Origin of the sequence: Latilactobacillus graminis DSM 20719 (genome assembly GCF_001436415.1) — a bacterium.
In the GTDB taxonomy this organism is placed as follows: Bacteria; Bacillota; Bacilli; order Lactobacillales; family Lactobacillaceae; genus Latilactobacillus; species Latilactobacillus graminis.
Window position 1 is genome coordinate 97,301 of sequence record NZ_AYZB01000035.1, and the last position, 23,605, is coordinate 120,905.

At 39.7% G+C, this 23,605-nt stretch carries 21 protein-coding genes, 1 tRNA gene, 1 riboswitch and 1 other annotated feature; of the genes, 9 read left to right on the plus strand and 13 right to left on the minus strand.

Going from position 1 to position 23,605, the window contains the following annotated elements; genetic code table 11:
• Positions 1-95: 95 nt before the first annotated feature.
• The 4 genes from FC90_RS05540 to ezrA form a co-directional block, all read right to left on the minus strand.
• Positions 96-2,744: a valine--tRNA ligase gene (locus FC90_RS05540; protein WP_057908275.1), complete on the minus strand. Its 2,649-nt coding sequence runs from the start codon at positions 2,742-2,744 to the stop codon at positions 96-98.
• Between the two features lie 55 nt (positions 2,745-2,799).
• Positions 2,800-3,017 (minus strand) — a binding site (T-box leader).
• Positions 3,018-3,079: 62 nt separating this feature from the next.
• Positions 3,080-4,297, minus strand: coding sequence for a tRNA uracil 4-sulfurtransferase ThiI (gene thiI, locus FC90_RS05545; protein ID WP_057908276.1), 1,218 nt, complete (start codon positions 4,295-4,297; stop codon positions 3,080-3,082).
• Positions 4,298-4,321: 24 nt separating this feature from the next.
• Positions 4,322-5,470, minus strand: a complete 1,149-nt coding sequence (locus tag FC90_RS05550) for a cysteine desulfurase family protein (RefSeq protein ID WP_057908277.1) — start codon at positions 5,468-5,470, stop codon at positions 4,322-4,324.
• Positions 5,471-5,608: 138 nt separating this feature from the next.
• Complete coding sequence (gene ezrA / locus FC90_RS05555; protein WP_057908278.1) at positions 5,609-7,321, minus strand: septation ring formation regulator EzrA; 1,713 nt, start codon at positions 7,319-7,321, stop codon at positions 5,609-5,611.
• 370 nt (positions 7,322-7,691) lie between these two features.
• On the opposite strand from ezrA, the gene rpsD reads away from it, so the two are divergent.
• Complete coding sequence (gene rpsD, locus FC90_RS05560; RefSeq protein ID WP_057908279.1) at positions 7,692-8,297, plus strand: 30S ribosomal protein S4; 606 nt, start codon at positions 7,692-7,694, stop codon at positions 8,295-8,297.
• 115 nt (positions 8,298-8,412) lie between these two features.
• Here rpsD and FC90_RS05565 read toward each other — a convergent pair whose 3' ends face one another.
• On the minus strand, positions 8,413-9,018 hold the full coding sequence (locus FC90_RS05565; protein ID WP_057908280.1) for a DUF1054 domain-containing protein: 606 nt from the start codon (positions 9,016-9,018) through the stop codon (positions 8,413-8,415).
• A 70-nt stretch (positions 9,019-9,088) separates the two neighbouring features.
• On the opposite strand from FC90_RS05565, the gene FC90_RS05570 reads away from it, so the two are divergent.
• Complete coding sequence (locus tag FC90_RS05570; RefSeq protein WP_057908281.1) at positions 9,089-9,532, plus strand: YueI family protein; 444 nt, start codon at positions 9,089-9,091, stop codon at positions 9,530-9,532.
• Positions 9,533-9,575: 43 nt separating this feature from the next.
• On the opposite strand, the gene gshAB is transcribed toward FC90_RS05570, so the two are convergent.
• The gene (gene gshAB, locus FC90_RS05575; protein ID WP_057908282.1) at positions 9,576-11,876 is read right to left on the minus strand and encodes a bifunctional glutamate--cysteine ligase GshA/glutathione synthetase GshB; all 2,301 of its coding nucleotides are present in this window, start codon (positions 11,874-11,876) and stop codon (positions 9,576-9,578) included.
• A 131-nt stretch (positions 11,877-12,007) separates the two neighbouring features.
• On the opposite strand from gshAB, the gene FC90_RS05580 reads away from it, so the two are divergent.
• The 3 genes from FC90_RS05580 to FC90_RS05590 all read left to right on the plus strand — a co-directional run bounded on the left by FC90_RS05580 (position 12,008) and on the right by FC90_RS05590 (position 14,425).
• Entirely contained in the window at positions 12,008-13,288 is a 1,281-nt protein-coding gene (locus FC90_RS05580; protein ID WP_057908283.1) for a replication-associated recombination protein A, read from the plus strand.
• Between the two features lie 310 nt (positions 13,289-13,598).
• Positions 13,599-13,874, plus strand: a complete 276-nt coding sequence (locus FC90_RS05585; protein WP_057908284.1) for a hypothetical protein — start codon at positions 13,599-13,601, stop codon at positions 13,872-13,874.
• A 62-nt stretch (positions 13,875-13,936) separates the two neighbouring features.
• A complete protein-coding gene (locus FC90_RS05590) occupies positions 13,937-14,425 on the plus strand; it encodes a universal stress protein (protein ID WP_057908285.1) in 489 nt (162 codons plus the stop codon).
• An 89-nt stretch (positions 14,426-14,514) separates the two neighbouring features.
• Here FC90_RS05590 and FC90_RS05595 read toward each other — a convergent pair whose 3' ends face one another.
• Together FC90_RS05595 and FC90_RS05600 are read right to left on the minus strand one after the other, a co-directional pair.
• Positions 14,515-15,165, minus strand: a complete 651-nt coding sequence (locus FC90_RS05595) for an HAD family hydrolase (protein ID WP_057908286.1) — start codon at positions 15,163-15,165, stop codon at positions 14,515-14,517.
• A gap of 24 nt (positions 15,166-15,189) precedes the next feature.
• A complete protein-coding gene (locus tag FC90_RS05600) occupies positions 15,190-16,164 on the minus strand; it encodes a DUF2785 domain-containing protein (RefSeq protein WP_057908287.1) in 975 nt (324 codons plus the stop codon).
• Between the two features lie 364 nt (positions 16,165-16,528).
• Here FC90_RS05600 and FC90_RS05605 point away from each other — a divergent pair, with 364 nt between their 5' ends.
• Positions 16,529-17,131, plus strand: coding sequence for a nitroreductase family protein (locus FC90_RS05605; RefSeq protein WP_057908288.1), 603 nt, complete (start codon positions 16,529-16,531; stop codon positions 17,129-17,131).
• Positions 17,132-17,202: 71 nt separating this feature from the next.
• Here FC90_RS05605 and FC90_RS05610 read toward each other — a convergent pair.
• Positions 17,203-17,293: transfer RNA gene (locus FC90_RS05610), tRNA-Ser, on the minus strand.
• 136 nt (positions 17,294-17,429) lie between these two features.
• A riboswitch (PreQ1 riboswitch) is annotated at positions 17,430-17,474 on the plus strand.
• 18 nt (positions 17,475-17,492) lie between these two features.
• On the opposite strand from FC90_RS05610, the gene FC90_RS05615 reads away from it, so the two are divergent.
• On the plus strand, positions 17,493-18,467 hold the full coding sequence (locus FC90_RS05615; RefSeq protein ID WP_057908289.1) for a nucleoside hydrolase: 975 nt from the start codon (positions 17,493-17,495) through the stop codon (positions 18,465-18,467).
• A 9-nt stretch (positions 18,468-18,476) separates the two neighbouring features.
• Positions 18,477-19,022, plus strand: coding sequence for an ECF transporter S component (locus tag FC90_RS05620; RefSeq protein WP_057908290.1), 546 nt, complete (start codon positions 18,477-18,479; stop codon positions 19,020-19,022).
• Between the two features lie 91 nt (positions 19,023-19,113).
• Here FC90_RS05620 and FC90_RS05625 read toward each other — a convergent pair whose 3' ends face one another.
• From FC90_RS05625 to FC90_RS05635, 3 genes are all read right to left on the minus strand, one after another.
• A complete protein-coding gene (locus FC90_RS05625) occupies positions 19,114-19,668 on the minus strand; it encodes a cob(I)yrinic acid a,c-diamide adenosyltransferase (protein ID WP_057908291.1) in 555 nt (184 codons plus the stop codon).
• An 81-nt stretch (positions 19,669-19,749) separates the two neighbouring features.
• Complete coding sequence (locus tag FC90_RS05630; RefSeq protein WP_057908292.1) at positions 19,750-20,505, minus strand: LytR/AlgR family response regulator transcription factor; 756 nt, start codon at positions 20,503-20,505, stop codon at positions 19,750-19,752.
• Entirely contained in the window at positions 20,498-21,856 is a 1,359-nt protein-coding gene (locus FC90_RS05635) for a GHKL domain-containing protein (protein ID WP_057908293.1), read from the minus strand. Before FC90_RS05635 ends, FC90_RS05630 begins: the two co-directional genes overlap by 8 nt.
• Before the next feature lie 232 nt (positions 21,857-22,088).
• On the opposite strand from FC90_RS05635, the gene FC90_RS05640 reads away from it, so the two are divergent.
• Entirely contained in the window at positions 22,089-22,919 is an 831-nt protein-coding gene (locus FC90_RS05640; protein ID WP_057908294.1) for a helix-turn-helix domain-containing protein, read from the plus strand.
• A gap of 413 nt (positions 22,920-23,332) precedes the next feature.
• Here FC90_RS05640 and FC90_RS09105 read toward each other — a convergent pair whose 3' ends face one another.
• A complete protein-coding gene (locus FC90_RS09105) occupies positions 23,333-23,539 on the minus strand; it encodes a DUF4176 domain-containing protein (RefSeq protein ID WP_162258682.1) in 207 nt (68 codons plus the stop codon).
• Positions 23,540-23,605 lie beyond the last annotated feature (66 nt).

Below are 23,605 nucleotides of genomic sequence, written 5' to 3' on the forward strand. Positions count from 1 at the left end.
TTATTTTAGCATAGTTTACTAGTCGCCTGATGGATAAAAACTAAACCAATCTAAAAAGAACAGCACTTTTAGAAGTACTGTCCCTGATTATTTATTTAACGTGATGCTTTTAAATCTGCGATTCGTTTTTCAACTGATTGGGATTGTTGTTCATAATCAGCTTGTTTGTCGCGTTCTTCTTGGACCACTTTTTCTGGTGCGTGGTCTGTGAAGCCTTTGTTTGACAACTTGCCCTGAGCACGTTTGATTTCACCGTCTAAACGTTTCAATTCACCTTCTAAACGGGCAATTTCTTCGTCTAAGTCAAGCAATTCAGCCAATGGCACATAAACTTCTGCACCACTGATAATGGCTGTCTTAGCCAATGCTGGTGCTGTTAAGCCTTCAGCAATTTCAAGTGATTTAGGGTGCACGAAGCGTTCGATGAAGTCTTGGTTCTGTTTAAAAATCGTCATTAATGGCGCAGCTTGAATGTTGACCAAGACATCAATTGCCTTGCTTAGTGGTGCATTGGCTTCGGAACGAATATTCCGGACACTTCTGATCAGATCGATTAACGCATTCATTTGCGTGGTTGCTTCTGGATCGTCTAATTCAGCGTGAACTTCTGGATAAGCTGCATTGACAATTGAATCGCCAGTATGTGGCATACTTTGCCAGATTTCTTCCGTTACAAATGGCATCACTGGGTGTAATAGACGCAATGTTTGGTCTAAAACATAAGCCAAGTTATAGCGTTTATTGGCAATGGCTGCTTGGTCGTCGCCGTAAAGGACTTCCTTCGCCATTTCAATATACCAGTCACAGAAATCGTTCCAGATAAAGTTATACAATGTCCGGCCCGCTTCACCAAATTCGAAACTTGCATAAAGCCGTGTGACATCCGCCACCGTTTGGTTCAATTGGCTTAAGATCCATTTGTCCGTTAAATCAAGGTTAGCGGCATCTGGCATCTTAGTTGGGGCTGGTGTGTCTTCAAGGTTCATGATGACGAAACGACTTGCGTTCCAAATCTTATTGATGAAGTTCCAGGCAGCGTCCATCTTCGTGTAACTGAAGCGAACATCTTGGCCCGGTGTTGAGCCACTCGTTAAGAACCAACGTAAGGCATCGGCACCGTATTTTTCAATGACTTCCATTGGGTCAATCCCGTTGCCAAGTGATTTACTCATCTTACGGCCTTGTTCATCGCGGATTAAACCGTGAATGAGGACGTGTTCGAATGGGCGTTGTTCTGTAAATTCGAGACTTTGGAAAATCATCCGTGAGACCCAGAAGAAGATGATATCGTAACCAGTCACCAACGTATTGGTTGGGAAGTAGCGCTTGAAGTCAGGCGCTTCTGTGTTTGGCCAACCCATTGTTGAAAATGGCCATAAGGCACTACTAAACCATGTGTCTAGCACATCAGCATCTTGCGTCCAGTTTTCGATATCTTTTGGTGCTGCTTCACCGACATACATTTCTCCAGTTTGTTTATGGTACCAAGCTGGGATTTGGTGGCCCCACCATAATTGACGTGAAATGACCCAGTCATGAACGTTTTCCATCCATTGTGTAAAGGTATTTTCGAATCGTTCTGGTACAAAGTTCACCTTTTGATCAGTTGCTTGGTTTTTCAAAGCCATTTCAGCAAGTGGCTTCATCTTAACAAACCATTGCGTTGAAAGCCGGGCTTCAACTTGCACACCAGTCCGTTCAGAATGACCAACACTATGCGTCATCGGGTCAACTTTGATCAAATAACCTTGTTCTTTTAGGTCAGCAACAATCGCTTTGCGCGCTTCAAAACGATCCATGCCGTTATACTTGCCGGCATTTTCATTCATGCTGGCATCTTCGTTCATCACATTGATCCGTGGTAAGTCATGCCGATTACCAACTTCAAAATCGTTAGGGTCATGGGCTGGTGTAATCTTCAAAGCACCAGTACCGAAATCCTTATCGACATAGTGATCAGCGATAATGGGAATTTCACGATTCATTAATGGTAATGTGACCATCTTGCCAACAAGGTCAGCGTAACGTTCATCATCTGGATGCACAGCAATAGCAGTATCACCAGGTAATGTTTCCGGACGTGTTGTGGCAATTTCGATGCTGCCAGAACCATCCGTCAATGGATAGCTGACATGATAGAAGGCCCCTTCGTCATCTTGATGCAATACTTCGATGTCAGATAAAGCAGTCCGTGCTTTTGGATCCCAGTTGATGATGTATTCGCCACGATAGATTAAGCCCTTGTTGTATAAGGTAACAAAGACTTTCCGAACAGCGTCTGATAAGCCATCGTCCAATGTGAATCGTTCACGTGAATAATCAAGTGACAAGCCCATCTTAGCCCATTGTGCGTGAATGGTTGCAGCATATTCATCTTTCCAATCCCAGACTTGTTCGATGAATTTTTCACGGCCTAAATCGTAACGTGAAATCCCTTGTTCAGCTAATTTTGCTTCCACTTTAGCTTGGGTTGCGATGCCGGCATGATCCATCCCTGGCAACCAGAGCACATCATACCCTTGCATCCGCTTTTGACGGATTAACATATCTTGTAAGGTCGTATCCCAGGCATGGCCTAAATGGAGTTTCCCCGTTACATTTGGTGGTGGAATAACGATTGAATATGGTTTAGCATCTGGATTAGCGTTCGGCTTGAATAAATCAGCGTCTAACCAGTCTTGATAACGACCGGCTTCAACTTGGTTGGGATCATATTTGGTTGACATTTCTTTGTGATCTGTCATCTTCTTCACTCCTTTAATATATTGCGTTTAATGGCAAACAAAAAAGCATTCCTCACAATAGGACGAATGCTTTTTCGCGGTACCACCTAAATTAGGACTAGACTAGTCCCCAACTCATGATTTGTTAACGAACGAAATTGTCCGGTTAGCCCTACTTAATTTCAGGTTAACAGCTCACAAGCTACCGATTAATTGGTCATTGAAAGACGTCTCAGCCATGCATCTTCTCTCTAAACTAGTCCATTCTTAATCGCTCTTGTTCAACGCGTTGTTAATAGTTTAGCTGAGTTAGTGGTAAACGTCAATAGGAACTGATGGCCGAAGCCGTTAAGAATTTATAGTAATTCAGCGATAATTTCTTCATCTTGATTCAAGAATTGTTCGCCAGCTTTAATTTCAGTAACTTTAATGCCAGCCAAAGAACGAGCAATTAAAGCATCAACATCAATCCGTTGTTCATAAAAGCGCGTCTTTTCCAAATTAGGTCGCGTTTTAGGTGCCGGGGGGGCAAAAATTGTACAGCAATCTTCAAATGGCATAATTGATAATTCATACGTATCGATAGCTTTAGCAACATCAATGATTTCATTTTTATCCATAGTCGCTACTGGGCGTACGATTGGAGTAGCAGTCACATCATTGATAGCTAGCATACTTTCAAGCGTTTGTGAAGCCACTTGACCAACTGATTCGCCATTAAAAATAGCTAATCCTTGGCGTTTGGCCCGAATTTGATCCGTTAAACGCAACATCATCCGACGTTGAATTGTCATCAAGTATCCTTCGGGTACAGAATGCTTCACTTCTTCTTGAATTTCGGTAAATGGGACTTCGATAAACTTAATGCTACCGACGTACGGTACTAACTTAGCCGTTAATTCCTTAGCCTTGTTCAAGGCGTTGTCGCTTGTATATGGTGGGCTAAAGAAATGGACCATTTCAATGTCGACCCCGCGTTTAAGGGTTAAATAACCGGCAACTGGTGAATCAATCCCGCCAGAAAGCATCAACATCCCCTTACCGGCAGAGCCGACCGGTAACCCACCAGCTCCCTGAATGACTTGATTTGTCAAATAAATAGCATCTTGCCGGACCTCAACCCGCAATGTGATATCCGGATTTTTCATTTGAACTTCTAAGTCCGGCAGTTGATCAGATAAGTAGCCACCTAATTCACGGTTCATATCATTCGTGTCAAGGAAGAATTTATGATCTGAACGCCGAGTATTGACCTTGAAAGACATCCCTGGTTTCCCGATTTCTTGCATCATTGCCAAGGCAGTTTTCTTAACCGCATCTAAGTCGCGATCAACTTGGATACTTGGTGAAAAGTTTTGAATACCAAATACTTGGCGTAAGCGCGCAATCACCCCTTGGGCATCGTCACCGTTTAACACGATATGCATCCGATCACGTTTCGGATGAATTCGAAGTTGTTGATATTCATGGAGCGCCTTAGTGACGTTTCCGTTTAACCGACCAATAAAATCGTTGCGGTTTTTCCCCTTTGTTGAAAGCTCGCCGTAGCGAACCATAATTTCAGTGTATTGCATACCTATCTCCTTTTAAATGGTAGTTTACGAATTAATTTTTTTAAATCGCTCGTTGATTTGATCAAATGCCTTAATAAATACATCAGCTTCTTCAAGTGTATTATATTCATCAAGTGACACCCGAATCGCACTCGTGGCAATCTTTTCATTGACGTGCATTGCTTTTAATGTACTTGACTCTGTTCCCTTTTTAGAGGAACAAGCGCTAGTTGTTGAGATGTAGATTTGATGCTCTTCAAACGCGTGCACCGTCGTCTCACCGCGCACACCCTTAATTGCAAAACACAGGATATGTGGTGCAAAGTCCGGAGTCAATTGTGAGAACATTACTGTTTTATCAGATTGACTAATATAATTGAATAGTCGTTCACGAATTGCAGCTTGCCGTTTCACCTTTTCAGGCTCATCTGCCAATAATAGACGTAGCGCTTTAGCCATAGCAGCAATAGCCGGCACGTTCTCAGTTCCAGAACGTAAATCATGTTCTTGACCCCCACCGGTTAAAAGTGGTGCTAAGTGACGGCCTCGTTTCTTGTATAAAATTCCAGTCCCCCGTGGGCCATGGAACTTATGTCCGGATAAGGTTACAAAATCAACACGTTCATTAAAAATCGCAGTTTGAATCCCTTTGCCAATTCCTTGAACCGCATCAACGTGGAAATGAACATTGGGATAGTCTTTCAAGATTTCAGCAACAGCTTCCAGCGGTTGGCACGTACCAATTTCATTATTGATTGCCATGATTGAAACTAAAATGGTATCCGGTCTAAGCGCTGCTTTTAAATCAGCAGGATTAATTCGACCAAACTGATCAACCGGCAAATAAGTTACTTCAAAGCCTAACTTTTCAAGTTGTTGCATAGATTTAATGATTGCAGGGTGTTCGACAGTTGTCGTAATCAAATGCTTACCAAAGGCCCTTTTTTCAATGGCTGTTCCCTTTAGCACCCAATTATCGCCCTCTGTTCCGCCGCTGGTGAAGAAAATTTCATCGTGATCAACACCCAGTAAATCCGCAATTTGTTGCCGTGATTGTTCTAGAATGTGAAAGGCTTTTTCTCCGATGACGTGCAGACTAGATGGATTACCGAAAAATTGTTCACTAACTGCTTGGTATGTTTGGAGTGCGCCAGGCGCAATCTTAGTGGTGGCACTATTATCAAAATAAATCATATCGAACCCTCTTACTAAAAATTAGTGTTTAACTTTGTATATTATAGCAAATTACTTTTCAAAGACAACTGATTACCCTTTAACAAAACAAATCCGAGACAAATGCGGCTTGTCTCGGACTGATGAGCATCTAAAAGACTAACGAGTGCTGTCTGATTTTTGTTCGTAGTAAGTTTTTTCGACTTGCGTATAAGCACCGGGATCGACTTTTTCAAGCGCAGTTGCCAATAAGTCAACTGCTTTAGCATAGTCATATTCTTGATTGAAAATAGTCTGGGCAGAAACACATGCCGCTTGAATCGCGGGAAAATCAGTGCGATACCGATTAGCATATTGCAATAACTGTTCCGTAAGCATCGCACTGTCAATTAATGTCTCAGTTTCAGCCCTTAATTCATCTAAATCTTCCTGAACTAAAATTAATTGTTTAGCAATCTCGTCTAGATTAATCTTAATTTGATTTAAATCATGGTTCAATTTTTGAATTTCATCTGATACTACGAAAAAGAAATCTAAATATTTCTTTTGTAAGCCAGGTAAATTAACTTTTTCAACCGTACGTTTCAAGTTTCTTAGCTCAAGTTCAAACTGATGTAAATTTTCGTTAGCAACGACTTCGCCTTGGTGTAAGTTAGCAACTTGGTCATGAATAGCTTGCTGCTGTTTTTCAACAGCTGTCAGCCGGGTCTCAATTCCAGCTAAATCTTCGGCAATTGCAGTGTATACTGCTTCGTGTTTAGCAATTTTAGCTTGATGGCCTTCAATTAAAACCTTTTCTGCACCAATTTGCTTTTGCAGTTGCTTAGTCGTTGCCAATTCATCATGCGTTAAGGCATAGCTCTGATTGAGATGATCTAATTCCAATAATAACTCATGATTTTGCCCCTCAGCATGTTGGACAAACTTTGCGATGATTGGCAACTGTGTCGTAACATTTTGCTTAGCAGTCATTTCGGCTTCCAATTGATCATATAACCGGTCAATTCCATTGGCAATTTCATCGTTGTTCGCTTCAACTGAACCAATGTCTAAATCACTCAACAAGGCCGTACTCTTATCGAGTTGATCCATTAAGTGTTGTTGTTTAACTTCAATCTGACGATCATCAAATTGATAATCGTCATTTAACATCTGTTGATAAGTATCATTAATTTCAACTAGTTGTTCAGGGAATTCATTTGCTAATTCATTATATCGTTTAGGTATTCGCTTCATCTGATCTTCTAATTGCGTTGTTTCAGCAATTAACTTCTGTAAAATCACTTTGGCGCCCAAATGATCACCGGCTGTCGTTAACGCGTTAGCCTGATCAAAATCAATTTCTAAGCGACCTAAAGTTGCCTCCAACGCATCAAGTGCAGGTCCAAATGAAAAGCTCTTAGTCAGTAGTCGTTTGCGTAATTGTTGATATTGATCTCTTAATTGCTGAATCTTTTGGCGCGTATCGGCTTCATTTGCTAGTAAGTTTTCCAACGCGTCTTGAACATCAAGTAAGTCTTGGTCAGTTTCAGTCAAGTAAGCTCGCAATTGTTTTAAAATTCGCGCGACTTGAATAAAATTATATTTATGGTTGGCTGTTTCCGCTTCAAACAGATAACTTTCAATCGTACTGAAATTGTGGTTGGTCAACTGCTCATATTGTTTTTGCCACCGTTCAAAATTTTGTAAGCTCTCACCGGTTAAATGTAACGAGCGGAGTTTTGTCAGGCGTTCCGGAATCGGTAACGCCATCAAGTCACCTTTATGCGCTTCTAGTTGCTTAATTTGTCTGACAAAATAACGTTGATAAAAAACAACACCTAAGTAGCCAATTAGTGCAACGACTACGATTCCAATGAGAATGTAAAACATTCAAAGACACACCCTTTTACGATTTAAATCAGATTTGTTAGTCCGTTCATCCACTTCAATTCATTAAACTATGTTTGATTATAGCATGAATAAGATAACGGTTCAGCAATTATTCGTGATAAACTTTAGAAATAATGTCATTTTAACTTGAATCTGCTTGACGTTTTTGTATGCCATACGCTATACTAACCCTTGTGTAAAATAATGCAGCAGTAAACGGTAAAGCCGTCAACAGTTCATTTGCCCAGAAATTTGGTTCAATTGTGTAACCTTGCGGCTGCGAAGGTGAAGATTGTCAATAAGTGGACTGAACGATTACTAAGTTTACATCGGATTATTTTACTCCAAAACATTTATTGGAGGATTTTTTATGTCACGTTATACAGGTCCCAAGTGGAAACTTTCACGTCGTTTAGGAATTTCATTATCAGGTACAGGTAAAGAACTTGCCCGTCGTCCTTACGCCCCAGGCCAACACGGTAACGATCGTCGCGGTAAGATTTCAGAATATGGTTTACAATTAAGTGAAAAACAAAAACTTCGTTTAATGTATGGTTTAACAGAACGCCAATTCCGGAACTTATTTGCTCGCGCTGGTAAAATCCGCGAAGGTAAACATGGTGTTAACTTGATGATTTTACTAGAACAACGGTTAGACAACATTGTTTATCGTTTAGGCTTAGCAAGTACTCGTGCCCAAGCTCGTCAATTAGTCAACCATGGTCACGTTACTGTTGATGGCAAGCGTGTTGATATTCCTTCATACGAAGTAAAACCTGGTCAAGAAATTTCAATCCGTGAAAAATCAAAGAACCTTGTTATCATTAAGGATGCCATCGAAAGTACTGTTGGCCGTCCTTCATTCGTTAGCTTTGATGCTGATACAATGAAAGGCTCACTTGTTCGCTTACCTGAACGTTCAGAATTAGAACCAGAAATTGACGAAGCCTTAATCGTTGAATTCTACAACAGATAAGCTGTTATCTGTTCAACAAAAAGTCAGACTGCGGTCTGGCTTTTTTTATTGTTTCATTTTACAATTTTTGTTCCAAAAAACGCGTACCCGCTAAAAACGAGTACGCGTACAAATATTATTTAGCTTGAATGATCGTATATAATGGTACCATTTGTAGCAAGGTGGTTTGAATATCAGCCATCAAGGCGTTTGGCGTATCAAATAACCGATTATTTTGGTAATACACTTTACCGAGCAACCACTCTCCTTTTTTTGTTTTAGCAAATTTAGTTTGTACTAACTGCAAATTTTCAGCTGACAGCGGAAATTTTTGTTTAGTCATATGATCGTAACTCAAATCATAGTCGGCAAATTTTTTAAGCATTTTTTCTGATTGAGCTGCCAGTACCGGTACATAATCTAATTTATTTGGCATCTCGGCCATCAATGCAAACCAAACGAAGATCCGATCATCCCAAAAACCAATCTCAAAATGCGGCAACATCTTATAACCGCGTGAACTTTCACTTAACGCCAACCAAGTATTCATCGGCGGATTTTTGGAGCGCCGTAAGTGTTTGGCAATATGTAATGACCATTCTCGGTCAGTTTCTTGTGCTAACATAGTTTGCAACTGTTCGCCTAGCGTTTCAAACTTAGGATCAAGTTCTGTATAAATTTTATGCAGACGTCCTTTTAAAGTCGGGTCAGCAAAAACTTTAAAATCAGCTCGTGTAAACATCTTTTTCCTCCAACGTGATATACTTAGGGTTAATTCTAATATAGCATAATTCAGAAATGAGGTGACCATTTTGTCAGAGAATGATCAATTACAACAACATCTAGATAGTGCAATCCATGGGGCGCCCCAAACCAATCCTGATGAACGGCGGCGCTATCTCGGTTCTTTACGGGAACGGGTTTTTTTAGCCATCACGAATCAAGAACTCGCAACTGCCCAAGGAGTTTTTGAAAAGCACCTTGCTGACTTTAAACCCTATTCAGTTTTATTAAACGGGAAGAATCCTGCGGCCACTAACTATTTAGCGGCATTATCAACCCACGCAATTCCGTTCACTCTGGTCAATAATGCAACTGCCAGGACTGAGCCAGACGCGTTCGGCCTTTTGGTAGTCGCCAAAGACGCAATTAACTGTAAAAAGATTACCCTTACGACTAAATATACCGTTGATCAATCTACTAATAAAAACGAAATATCCAAAAAGAAGGGGTTCTTAAAACAACTCTTTGATTGACCTTCCAAAAATTCCAGACAATAATTTGTCTGGAATTTTTTGTTTATGAATTGGTTTCAATCTCTAATTCTGGAAACAACATTGCTAACATTTTGATTGTTACCCGCCGCTGCTTTCCCATCATTGGAAAGAGATGCATCAACATCGCAGGATTATAGTTGGCTTCTAGGACAACTGCCATTTCAGGATGTTTAACATCATATGATTGATATAAGTTAGGAATAATAATATCAATACCAGCGACACTTAAATTAAGAATCGCCGCTACTTTTTCGGCAATCGCAAAATAGCTCTGATCGATTTCATCCGTCACATCAACAGAATCGCCGCCATTAGAAATATTTGAATTTTGTAATAAGAAAACCTGTGAACCACGCATTGGCACATCATCGATTTGATAACCCTGCTGTTTTAAAATTAATTGTTCACGGGCGCCTAAACGGATATTTTGCAACGGAGTCCGATGATCTTCACCACGCAATTCATTGCGATTTTTCTTGGCAACTAATTGGGTAATTGTTGCATGTCCATCCCCGACAACATTAGCGGGTACCCTTTCCAAGACTGCTTGAACTTGATGATCCATCACTAAGAAACGGTATTCCGAACCGGCGATATACTCCTCAACCAGTACTTGTTGATCATATTGTTGTGCTAACTTAAAAGCCGTAACAAAGTCTATTTCTGATGGCCGTGTTAAAAACGTTGTAATTCCGGCACCCATGTTACTAGTCTTAGGCTTAATCACTATGGCTCGTTGCCCAAAAGCTGCTTGATAATCGCGTTTGGCAACTGCTAGGTCCGTATATTCAGCCCCAGCTGGTACACGGATACCTTGATTGGCCAACACGATCTTAGTCACGACTTTATTATCCACTAACGGCCAGCTAATTAAACGGTCGAGGCTTGTCATGTTGCCGTTTTTAACCAATTCATGATGTTGTTGATGGGTTAATTCAATAAATTGATCACTCCGATCCAAGACAGCTACATGCAAACCTTTTTGGAAGGCATCAAACATTACCATTTGTGTTGATAATTCCATATCCGTATAGCCTTGTAATTGAAACGGTTTTTCTGTTAATTGCCGCTTAAATTGTCGTGCTTGTTTCATTGCAAATGTGGTTAAAGAACCATCCTTGATCTCTGATACTAATTGATAACTCAATGTTTGTTGATAATCTTGGACGCGTGTATTCATTGCCGCCCATGCTTGTTTAAACCGCGCATCTAATTGGTAATCTGTCATAAATTGAGCTAGATCTGCCATGAATGTTTTTAATTGCGCCTGGAATTGCGACGGTTGTGTCGGATCTTCTAGTGCGATTGCATTATTCAATTGATTCCCCGTGTTAATTTGAGCTGGCAAATCACCTGCTAGTTGCGGCAATGATAATAAGTACGTAAAGAATAAGTGTAGAAAATCGAGTTGCTGCTGATCAATTCCGGTTTCAGTGTATGGATTAATATCAAATCCGCGGAACTCTAAATAATCAACCCCAGTACTTAGCATCTCGTCTAATGAATGACTTCGCAACCGAACTGCACCATAGTATTCACGCTCTGAAATTAAACTCCCCTTAGTAATCGCTTGATGCATTGAATCAACGTAGTGTGCCACTGAATCAAACTGAATTGATAGCTGTTTATTACGATACCCAAACCATTCGCTAGCACGCAAACTACGGACGGGATGCTCTGGTAATTGCTGCATATCTGCCAAAAAACCAGTTTCAGCAATAGGACTAGCCCCAAATAAATACGTTAATACATAATGATAACGAATATAATTCTGGGCGATGTGCATGTAAAGCGCATCACTAAAATCCTTTAAATTCACAAAATCATTATGATAGTGTTCATCAAACAAACGGACCAAGAGTGTTGGTGACAAGCTAAAATTATAGTGAACACCAGAAACCATCTGAAGCCGGCGGCCATAGCGTTGAGTCAAGTAGTCACGATAATCCTTTACATCGACCGAATATGCTGAAATCGGGATGGCTTGTTCATCAGCCGGTAAGATGGGCGGCATACTAAGTGGCCAAATATATTCAGAAGTCTCCATACTAGCTTGTAAAACTTGCTCAAGCGCTAATAGTTGTTGGTGGACATCGCTTGTCTGGTCAAAGGTGTCAGTTACCAGTTCAGTTTGCATCTCCGCAAAGTCTGTCGTAATATACGGATGGAACGTCCGCGAACCTAACTGACGAGGATGCGGTTGCTGACTCAGTGTGCCAGATTCGGTGACGCGCTGACCTTCTTTTTCAATCCCAAAAACCCCCTGATTTAATAAGGGTACTAGGTGTAATGCTTTAATATTTTCAAATAATTGATTAGACACTTTGAAACCTCTTCTTAATTCAGTCTTATATCTCCATTATACACATCTCCAAAACCATTTAAAACGATAATTACTGTAAATTTAGCCAACATGTTATACTAAAAATAACTTAAAATTAAAGGATGAATGCTATGCAACAACCGCTCGCATTTCGCATGCGCCCGACCAATATCGACGAAGTGGTTGGTCAGACACACTTAGTCGGCCCGCAGAAAATCATACGCCGGATGGTCGACGCTAAATTACTTTCATCAATGATTCTCTATGGTCCCCCTGGTACCGGTAAGACCAGTATTGCTAGCGCGATTGCTGGCAGTACCCAATATGCTTTTCGGATGTTAAATGCTGCCACTGATAGCAAAAAGGATTTACAAATTGTTGCTGAAGAAGCCAAAATGAGTGGTACTGTCATTTTATTGCTCGATGAAATTCATCGGCTCGATAAAACCAAACAAGATTTCTTACTCCCACATTTAGAAAGTGGTCGCATTATTTTAATTGGTGCAACAACTGAAAATCCATATATCAGCATCAACCCAGCTATTCGTAGTCGTGCGCAGATTTTTGAAGTTAAGCCACTAACTGAAACTGACATTCACATTGCACTTGAACGGGCCTTAACTGATTCAGAAAAAGGACTTGGGGAGCTACCGATTAATCTCGCTGAGACCGCAGAACGTTATTTAACCCAGGCTACGAATGGTGATTTGCGCAGTGCCTTAAACGCTTTGGAACTGGCTGCTCGTTCCACACCACCCAATCCCGATACTGGAATGATCGAAATTGATATCAATGTCATTGAAGAATGCGTCCAAAAAAAAGCCATAACTCATGATAAAGACGGCGACGCCCATTACGATGTCATCTCCGCCTTTCAAAAATCAGTTCGTGGTAGCGATGTTGATGCTGCATTACATTATATGGGCCGTTTAATTGAAGCTGGTGATTTGATGACCATTAGTCGGCGCCTGATGACTATGGCCTATGAAGATATTGGCCTCGCTAATCCGCAAGCTTGTGCGCGAACGGTCGAAGCCATCACCGCTGCTAAGCAACTAGGCTTCCCAGAAGCACGGATTCCGTTAGCGGTTGCTGTTATTGATTTATGTTTATCACCTAAATCGAATTCAGCCATTACGGCGATTGATAACGCATTAGCAGATATTCGGGCGGGTAAAGCAGGTGAAGTCCCTGACCACTTACGAGACGCACATTATGTCGGGGCAGATAAACTCGGTCATGGTGTCAATTACAAATACCCTCATGACTACCCTAACGATTGGGTCGCCCAAGACTACCTCCCAGATAAACTGCTTGGTAGTCACTATTATGAGGCAAAAGCAACTGGTAAATACGAACAAGTGCTTAAACAACAACTGGTCCGCCTACGACAAGCGCGTGCTAACAAATGACTAATTACAAAAAGTTGTGCTAAACCGATAAGCATGCTACTATAATAATAGGATTTCTAAGGTGTGCGCGTCTTCCCACCTTATGTTGACCGATCAAACAATTCGTTAATGGGATAGATGAGTTATTAGCAAGTGTAGACTTTTTCGCGAAGGAACCAAGGCTAATAATAATCTGACCCACCTGCATATCTAGCGGGCTCAACTATCGGGAAGCATCTACGGCACCACTAGATTTCCCCAAAGTCCAACGACTTTGAATGGGCTAACGTAAACGTTAGCCCTTTTTTTGATTATTTTAGGAGGTTGTCCTTTGATTCAAATTGTGATCATTATTTTTCTATTTATCATCGCCGTCTTAGGCGCCATTTTATGCTATTACCAAAACAAAAAATTCTTATTATTTGATTTAACTACTAACCGACGTTTGGGTCACATTATGTATTTTTCGGGGACAACACTGCTAGTTGTAGCTGTTGGTGGTGCCTTAATTTATTGGCTTTTACCACTAGTCTGGACCTTATTAACACTCGTTGTTGCTAGCTTAATTACCGGCTTTGTCGGTTTGAGTTTTGCGAATAGCCTTTAGAATTTACTTTCAGGCTTGAAATAGCGTACAATAAGGATGTAAAACTAAATGAGGTGATGACGATGTTACAGCAATACAAACATATTTTGGTTGCAATCGATGGTTCCTATGAAGCAGAGCTCGCTTTTCGTAAGGCAGTTGAAGTCGCACTACGAAATGATGGTCAGCTTCACTTAATTCATGTTATCGATACACGCGCGTTTCAAAATATTTCAAGCTTTGATTCCGCAATGGTTGAACAAGTCACAGAAACGGCCAAGAAGACAATGGATGAATACATTGCGACGGCCAACAAACTTGGTTTAAAGGATATTGATTATAGCATTGAATATGGTGCACCAAAGAGTTTGATTGCCCGTGAAGTCCCAGAAAAGAAAAAGATTGACTTAATCATGATTGGCGCAACTGGGTTAAATGCCGTTGAACGACTTTTGATTGGTTCTGTTACTGAATATGTAACTCGGACCGCCGTCTGTGACGTCTTGGTGGTTCGCACCGATTTGGCCAATCAACATCTCTCAACTAAACAACGTAGTAATATTGGCCATTAGAATAAACCAAAGGCCACGACAGAATTGTCGTGGCCTTTTTATATACATTAAAGTCTGCTTAACCGCTTTTTTTCAAACGCACTTGTTATTTATGCTAATGTGGTTAATATAGCAGGCACTTCTTTTAATGATTCAATTTGATAATCCGCCGCTGATTGATCAATTGTAAACTGTTTATCCAGCGGTTTTAAAGCAATGACCGTTAATCCGGCGGCTTTTGCGGCCTGAATACCCAGTGCAGAATCTTCAATCGCCACTGCTTCGGCTGATGTTAGTCGCATTTTTTGGAGCGCTTCGATATATACGTCTGGAGCAGGCTTATTATGCGCAATCTCGGCTCCGCTAATAATGGTTGTAAAGTACGCTTGTAGATCAGTTTCCAACAGCATCTGTTGAATAATGCTGCGCTCACCTGCTGAAGCAAGCCCAATTTGATATTGTGGGGTGAGTTTTGCCAATAATGGTTGTGCATCCGGATTTAAAATTCGCTTAAAACTCAATGGATGTGCTGCTTTATAAGCGGTGTATCCATTTTTAATGACATTTCTTTCCGCGTCCGTATGTTGCGGAAAGAGCTGTTTTAATACCGCATTCATATTCGATCCAATTTGCTGACGACTCTTTTCAGCCGTCAGTCTGGCTCCAATTGAATTCAAAAATGCTAACCGTTGTTCGAAATAATACGGTTCACTATCGACCAATACGCCGTCGACGTCAAAAATGACTCCTTTGATTACCATTTGCTCTCAATCCTATCTAGTTAATTAGAATAAATCTGAAATTTTACGCAAATAAGTTGCAATTTTCTCCGGTAACTCAGGCTGAACCAACAACGATTGTAAAAATCGATTGCGATTATACCAGCGGTTCCAAAATGCAATCGTGTCTTGTGGCGACATTGTTAATAAAGCACGTTGCCACTCTTGTAAGATAACTAAACAATAGTCGACGTACAATTGATGTTTATTCATCAAACTTATTAGAACATTCGTCAGATGACTATCTTCACCATAAGCCAACGCGTTATCTGAAAAACGATAGGCCTGCAACACGACTGCTAACATCAGAATCTTATCCGCTCGTTGAATTTCCTCAGCTTCATTGAGTTCTGACCACACATTAATAATATGCGTCATGGCATGCGCCCACCCCTTCCCATCAACATATCCGCGCAAATCTAGCTCGACGATTGCATACGTCATTATCCGGCGTTCAATCGCCAGTAACTCTGCTTCACTGAAAACATGATAAAAAGTCCGGTTTGCATATAAAATCCCCGCCAAAAACATGACACTAAATGAGCGTAAAAAGACCGCATCATTTTCAGGTTCTAAAATATGGGCAAATAAGTAATCATCCTGCAATAAGCGATCTTTCACCCAAATTAATTGTGCTGGGGTTAAAACGGTTTGTCGTAATAATCGATTAAAGAGATAAAAAACACCTTTGTCTCGTACTAATGGATCTGGACTGGCAATATGCACTAACAAGTCATCAAGTTCAGCATCACTAATGGTCGCTTTTTTCCCGGCGGTCTTAATGCGCGCGTCAATTGCTGCAATTCGCTTTAAAACCGCCTCGTGATCATCAGGAACCACAATATGTGTTCGCCGCGGCTTATATTGAACACTATCCATGATAACCAATATTTTTTCCGGAATCGATTGATAGATATCACCTTTAATTAAGGCATTTCGAACGGCGTCTAATTGTTGCATTACGGCTTGAATTTCTTTCATCAATCGTTACCCACTTTCTACAGAAATATCTCATAACTATCTATTATAATGCATTAACCCGCAGACATAAACTATCAATCCCCAAACGCCGATTTAAAATCGTAAAATCACACCTTGAATCAACCCGCTTTTCCATCTGGTACCATTAAACTAGTGCCTGTACTTAATAAGTTTAAATCAACAATTTACAAAATGGCAACGTTCAGCAAGAATTGTCTTAACCAGTGATCCCACGATTTGCGGTCTTAGTTTGATTCATTGAGTACCACCAATTCTTAGGTTTAGGTTTTCAGTTGTTTACATTTAATAAGTATGATACATTATTCACATGCAGTAATAAATTTATTACACAAGGAGTACGCCTATGTCAGAATTATTTGATTTACAACAACAACGCCGCTCAATCTATGCGCTCGGTAAAAATATCACCATGCACGAAAGCCAACTCAGTGAGCTAATTTTCAAAACAATTAAAGAAACGCCGACAGCATTTAACGCACAAGGCTCACGGGCCATCATTCTCTTCGATCAAGCTCATGTAACATTGTGGAACGATATCACAGCAACTGCCTTAAAGCCGCTCACACCGGCAGAAAGTTTTCCCAATACCCAAGCTAAATTAGCTTCATTTGCTGCTGGGTTTGGCACAATTCTCTTCTATGAAGATCAAACGGTGATTAAGAACCTACAAGAAAATATTCCTTTATATGCTGAAAATTTCCCAACGTGGTCTGAACAAGCTTCTGGAATGGCTCAATACGCGACCTGGTTAGCACTTACAGAAAAAAATATTGGTGCCAACTTGCAACATTACAATCCCGTAATCGATGCAGCAGTTGCTGCTAAATGGGCAATTCCAGCTAGCTGGAAACTTCGCGGTCAAATGCCATTTGGTTCAATCGAACAACTAGCTGATGAAAAAGAATACAGTCCTGATTCAAATCGCTTCCAAACTTATACAAATTAATTAAAAAAATGAGTGTTCACTAAAGCAAGCATAAAAAAACGGTTCGCAAATGCGAACCGTTTTTTTATTTAAGGAGAATGAGAGATTCGAACTCTCGCGTGGGCAGAACCCACCTGACGGTTTTCAAGACCGTTCCCTTCAGCCAGACTTGGGTAATTCTCCATATCAAATTTGATAACATTTATTATAATATCAAGTTGCCTGGTGGCTGTCAATCTTATTTTTAAAAATAACTGCTATTTACACTCGCTAACCAAATTGGTATTATGAAATGGTGCATTTAAACTCAAGTAAATTACTTGGACTGGTTCGGAAACTTCCCAGAATAAAAAACTAAGGATCTCAAGGAGGTTAGAAATAAATGCAAACTCGCAAAATCATTATCGATTGCGATCCAGGCATCGATGATACGCTCGCATTGAACTTGGCCATTCAATCACCAGCTGTAGAAGTCGTTGCACTGACCATTGTTTGCGGTAACGTTCCGGTTCAAATCGGCGTGGACAATGCTTTTAAATGTCTTGAACGTCTCGGGCGACTCGACATTCCCGTTTACGTTGGTGCGGATCAACCGCTCTATAAACCCTTTGTTAGTGCGCAAGATACACATGGCATGGATGGTTTAGGTGACAGTCATATTCCCCGCCAATCGACGACTCAACCAGCACAACAATCTGCCGCTGATTTTTTAGCAGCCACTTTTAGTCAACCGAGCGATATCAGTATCATTGCACTCGGCCCGCTAACCAATATCGCTAGCGCACTGCAGAAAAATCCGGACTTAGGCCGCCATTGTGCCCGTTTTGTCTCGATGGGTGGCACTTACAAGAGCCACGGTAATTGCTCACCAGTCGCTGAATTCAACTACTGGAGTGATCCAGATGCCGCCCTTGCCGTCTATGAGCAACTCGATCAAACAATTGAAATGATCGGCTTAGACGTCACACGTGAAATCGTCTTCACACCAACCATGCTAGCTTACTGTCAACGCGTTAATCCTGAAGTCGGTGACTATCTAAAAGCCATCACTCAGTTTTATTTTGATTTTCATTGGCAATATGAACACATTATCGGCTGTGTAATCAATGATCCACTAGCAGTCGCCTATTTCATTGATCCGACCCTTTGTCGTGGCTTTGAAAGTTACACCACAGTCGAAACAACTGGTATCAGTATTGGCCAAACACTGGTTGACCGGTTTGATTTCTGGCATCGTCCTGCCAATAGCCTCATCTTAACTGAGGTAGATACCACTCGTTTCTTTGAACAGTTTTTGACCGTCGTTTTAAATGCACAAGCAACACTCATTAAAACGGACTTACCAAAACTTAGATAAGGAACAATTATGCGCAAATTTAAAACACAACATTTAACAATTATAGCCCTGGCAATTGCCCTCAATTATGTGGGCGCCAATATTGCCTTATTTTTACACTTACCGCTATATCTCGACAGCATCGGAACCATTTTAGCTGGCACTTTATTCGGCCCAATTGGAGGTGTTCTAACTGCTGCTGGTAGTGGTCTTATTAGTGGAATAACCACTGATCTATTTGCATTATACTATCTCCCAGTCGGACTCCTAACCGGCTGTCTGTCTGGCTGGCTCTTATATCAACATCCACATTCGAAACGAATGTTACCAATAGTCACACTTGGGGTGGCTCTTCCGGGTACCATCGTTAGCTCATTAATCACCAATTACCTTTTCCATGGTGTCACATCGTCTGGTTCAAGTCTTATTGTCCAGATTCTCAGTGGCTTGGGCCTTAATCAACTGGTCAGCATCACCATCGTACAAGCCGGAACTGATTATCTCGATCGGCTACTAACAATTGTCGTTATCACCCAAGTTTGTCAACATTTAAAAAAACAGATGACAACATTATAAAAAACAAGTGATTTTGAGATACATCTCAAAATCACTTGTTTTTTTATGCGTGCATTAATAATTACACATAACACGCTAAATAAGTTTAATTTTAATGAAAAATAGTTTTGTTTCGCCGGTAAACCATCTCTGGTTCCCCTTCTGCATGATTAACATAGCGTGCAATCGCATATAGATAATCTGATAATCGATTTAAAAAAATCAAAACAACTTCGTTAATCGGTTCATCAGCTTGTAATGCAACCACCTGGCGCTCCACTCGTCGTGCAATTGTCCGACAATATTGTAATTTTGCGGCTGCTGGAACCCCACCCGGTAAGATAAATTCTTTGAGGACTGGTGGAACATCAGCATACTGATCAATTTTAGACTCTAACCACTTCACATAAGCTATATCAGTCCGGTAACCCCGGGAATCATCTGGTGTAGCCAAATCAGTTCCACAATCAAATAGGATTTGTTGAATTTCAATCAACTCACTTCGTAACGCCGGGTAATCTGGTAAATCGCTGATGATCACCCCTAAATATGAATTCAATTCATCAACGCCACCATAAGCAACAACCCGCGCCGTATTTTTGCGCACTTTTTGCCCCCCAATTATCCGAGTTAGCCCTTTATCACCGGTTTTTGTATATAATTTCAACCATATATCCTCCTAAAGCAATTTTCATCTGTCATCTTAGTTTACCATGCTTATCAGTGAATTTTTAGCGATGCTTAATTTTTAACACTGGGGGTGATAAACCACCTTAACGAGTTCATCAATCTTACGGTAAGCAACATCACAAGTATCGCCATTATCGAAAATTGCTTGATGTGCCTCTTTATCAATTCGAACAACCTTATCTGGATTAACTAGGATGCTTTTATGCACTTTAAGGAAATTAGGGAGTTGTGCTTCAATATCTAACATTCTGCCCGAAAATTCGATCAAACTACTATCACGATGCAAAATTAAGTAACGTGTCTTATGGGCTGTCTCAAAATAATTAATTTCATCGATGTTCACCTTTTCAAACATCAACCCATTATCATATTCAAAATAGGTTGGTACTTCTTCAGGTACTTGCTGATCCCGAAACTTGATTGCCGAATCAAGTGTAGCCTGAATATCCGCAGTTACTTGGGTTAAACCATTATCTTTAAAGATAAAATTTAAGACACTCACCCGACTACCAATCATTTCCATTAATAATTCATCGTGTATCGAAATAAATGCAATTTGCGCATATGGATCCAATTCACGAATTTTAACAGCCAAATCGATGCCATTTAGCTCATCATTGGCTAGATCAATATCAAGAAAATAAACCCCCCCCTGATTGCCACTTTCTTGTAATAAGATCAGTAAATCATAACCGTTTCGCGCTTTAAAAAATACCTGACCGACCCTTTTTTTGGTCTTCATATAATCAGTCACAATCTGCTCGTACCGGTCTAGCAATGCCTGTTCATCATCGCATAAAAATATATTAACCATGATTGGCCTCCCTTTTAACGACTAACATCGCAACAAAAAAAGTATTGATCTGTTCTAAATTCAAATGAAAATCAGTCCGTCCGTCGACAATTTCTTTAACCGTTGTTAGGCCAATTCCATGCTGATTACCCTTGGTTGAATATCCAGAACGGTACAATTTTCCAAATTCAATTGGTTCACTGATCGCATTTTTAATCCGATAAACAATTTTATTATTTTGTTCAAATAAACTAACCGTCATCGTTTTATTTTGACTATCTTTAGCGGCATCAATCGCATTATCCAACAATATGCCTAAAATACGAAATTCGTCAAAATATTGTTTATTTACTTGGAATAAATTGGGCTGGACTTCTAAATTAAAATTAACCTGGTAGTTCTGTGCTTCAATATATTTACTAAAGATAATTCCCTTAAGATAATCGTTATTAATATCTTGAAAGCGGCCAAGTACCTTATTCTGAATTGTATCAAAATTATAATGCGCCAATAAATCACGAAAGTTCTGACTTAGACTTGCATTGGCTTGCTCATTAACAATTATTTCAAGTGCCAACAACGCATTAGCAATATCATGGCGAAACTTACGTACCTCGTGAAAATTACGTTCTAACTGCTCAACATATATCATCAAATGTTGGCGATTTTTCCGTTCTAAATTAATTTTGTTTTGTTGAAGCACCACTTGTACATATAGGAACATCCCTATAATGACAATCACCGTTAAGATAATAATAGTGCTTAAAACAAGCAATAAATATTCCGCTGAGATCTTTTTGTATTTAAAATCATCCATAAGTACAATAACGGCACCCACAAATAATATGAGCCCCGTTATTACGGTAATCGCCATCCAAATACCATAGCGATTAACATAATCAAGCATTAATTTGAATATGACTTTAACAAAGATTCCGCAAATAGTCGCCAATATCAGTTGTAAAATAATGATTAAGATTACGGTTGGCCAAATAAACGGAACAGATACCAGATTACGATTGCCCAATTCAGCCATAATTAGCTTGGAAATGATTGTCGAAAACGTCACAATTATGAAACTGATCGCAGTCGATCCAATTAACCTAAAATTAGTTTTAAGCTGGATCAGTTCTTCTAGCCCAAAGGTACTTACAAACATAACGCCAATTATCACTATCAAACAAATGTCTTCCGTCCAACTCCCTAATAACCAACTCACCAGCTCGACTAAAAATACACCGAACGCAGTTTTACCAACCACCTTGGCGAGTGTTCTGGGATTCAGATAATCAAGCAAATAAAAAGTTAATAGAAAAAAATTACTAAACATCCCTAAATTAACTAAAATATGCATTGAAAGTGACATTGTCATCTTGATAAGACTCCTAAGTAAAACAGTTTAATCAGCGTCAAAGCTGGTATGTACGCCTTCTTTATCATACGCCTTTTGCTTAATTGTGAATACCCTCTACTAGTTTATAAATTATATGGTAGCATTAAATCGCCCAAAATTAACTTGTCTAGCATAAACGTATACATATCTGCGGCGAACGTCTATAATTAATAGTAAATTTATATATATATTTACTATTTGGAGGTACACTATGTTTCTAGGCCAAACAATTCATCAAAAACGATTAAAAAAACAACTCACTCAATCTGAACTCGCTGCAGGGATTTGCACCCAAAATACAATCAGCAAAATTGAGAAAAAAAATCTCCCGCCGACAATTCCCATCCTAATTAAAATATGCCTGCGGTTAGATTTAACGTTAAATGAACTTTTTACAGAATTTAACGCAATTAATGCAGCAAGCGACGCAGGCGTTATTGCTGCCGAATCCGCTTTACTTGCTGGCGATATTAACCCGGCCACTGAAATTATTAGAAATACTGATTTGACTGCCGCAAATGGCTCATACCCTGCAATCTTCTTTTTCTTCCAAGGTTATCTAAGCTATCTTAATCATAAGTCTGAATTACAAATTTTCTCAGCTTATAATACCTTTACCGCATCGATTTCAGATGAAGTATCCACTCTCAAATTACTCCTCAATACTGGAATGGGTTTAATCTACCAAGATGCCGGCGAACAATTAGCTAGTTTTTATTTTAATAACAATATTTCGTATATCAATCAACTCACCCAGTTAAATACAATTGATATCCAACGAGTACTCTTTGCTACTCGCTACACAGCTGAGTATTTGATGAATCAAGACAACCTCAAGGAGGCTCTAGCATTAATCGAAAATGCTTTAAAATTAAGTCAGCAAAACCAAAATATTAAACAAATTGATCAACTTTATTATTTGAAAGCTATCATCTTGAAAAAGAGCAACGGTGCTTTTAAAGCGCCACTCGCCACTGCCCTGACCTTTGCCGAATTCCTTAAAAATACCGCTTTAACTGATAAAATTAATGCTCTAAAATAACACGCTCAAACCTGCCATCTAGAATTAGATGGCAGGTTTGTAATAATTAGATATTGTAACTTCATATCCGTTTAGAAAAAACAACATGATAGAAGTTATCTGCACCACTTATATTAATTAATTGTGCAAATAAAATAGCAGGAACGATTTCACATATTATTTTATTTTGATAAAGTAATAATTTTAATGTTTTAAGCATAAAGACCAAGTCATAATTTCGACTTGGTCTTTATGCGTTTAGATAAAACGTTCAGCACATTTTCGGAACCCCTTTGGTACTTTAACAAGCAAGTAGCCCGGGATTACCAAATAATAAAATAATAAATCGCGATACTCCCCATTAAATCTTTAAGCAATATAGTATTAAGGTATTTTGGTAAAAGTACCTTAATTGTGAAAATTATAATATCGTATTAAACCTGACGTTTTTGTAATCGTTCACTATTTGAGCTTAGCCAGCTATCTAAATCAGCTTGAAAATCAGGTTCTAATTCATCTACGTAACCTTTATAGATAATTCGCTCAACATCATTTTTATTAAAGTATATTGAATGGTTTAGATCAAATCCCATTGGCATAAATGCACCTATACAATCATAAAAAGAGATTTTATCATTCAAATCTTCAAACTGTAATAATCCCTTTATGGTTGTCAGATGAAATAATATAATTTCATTTGATAATTA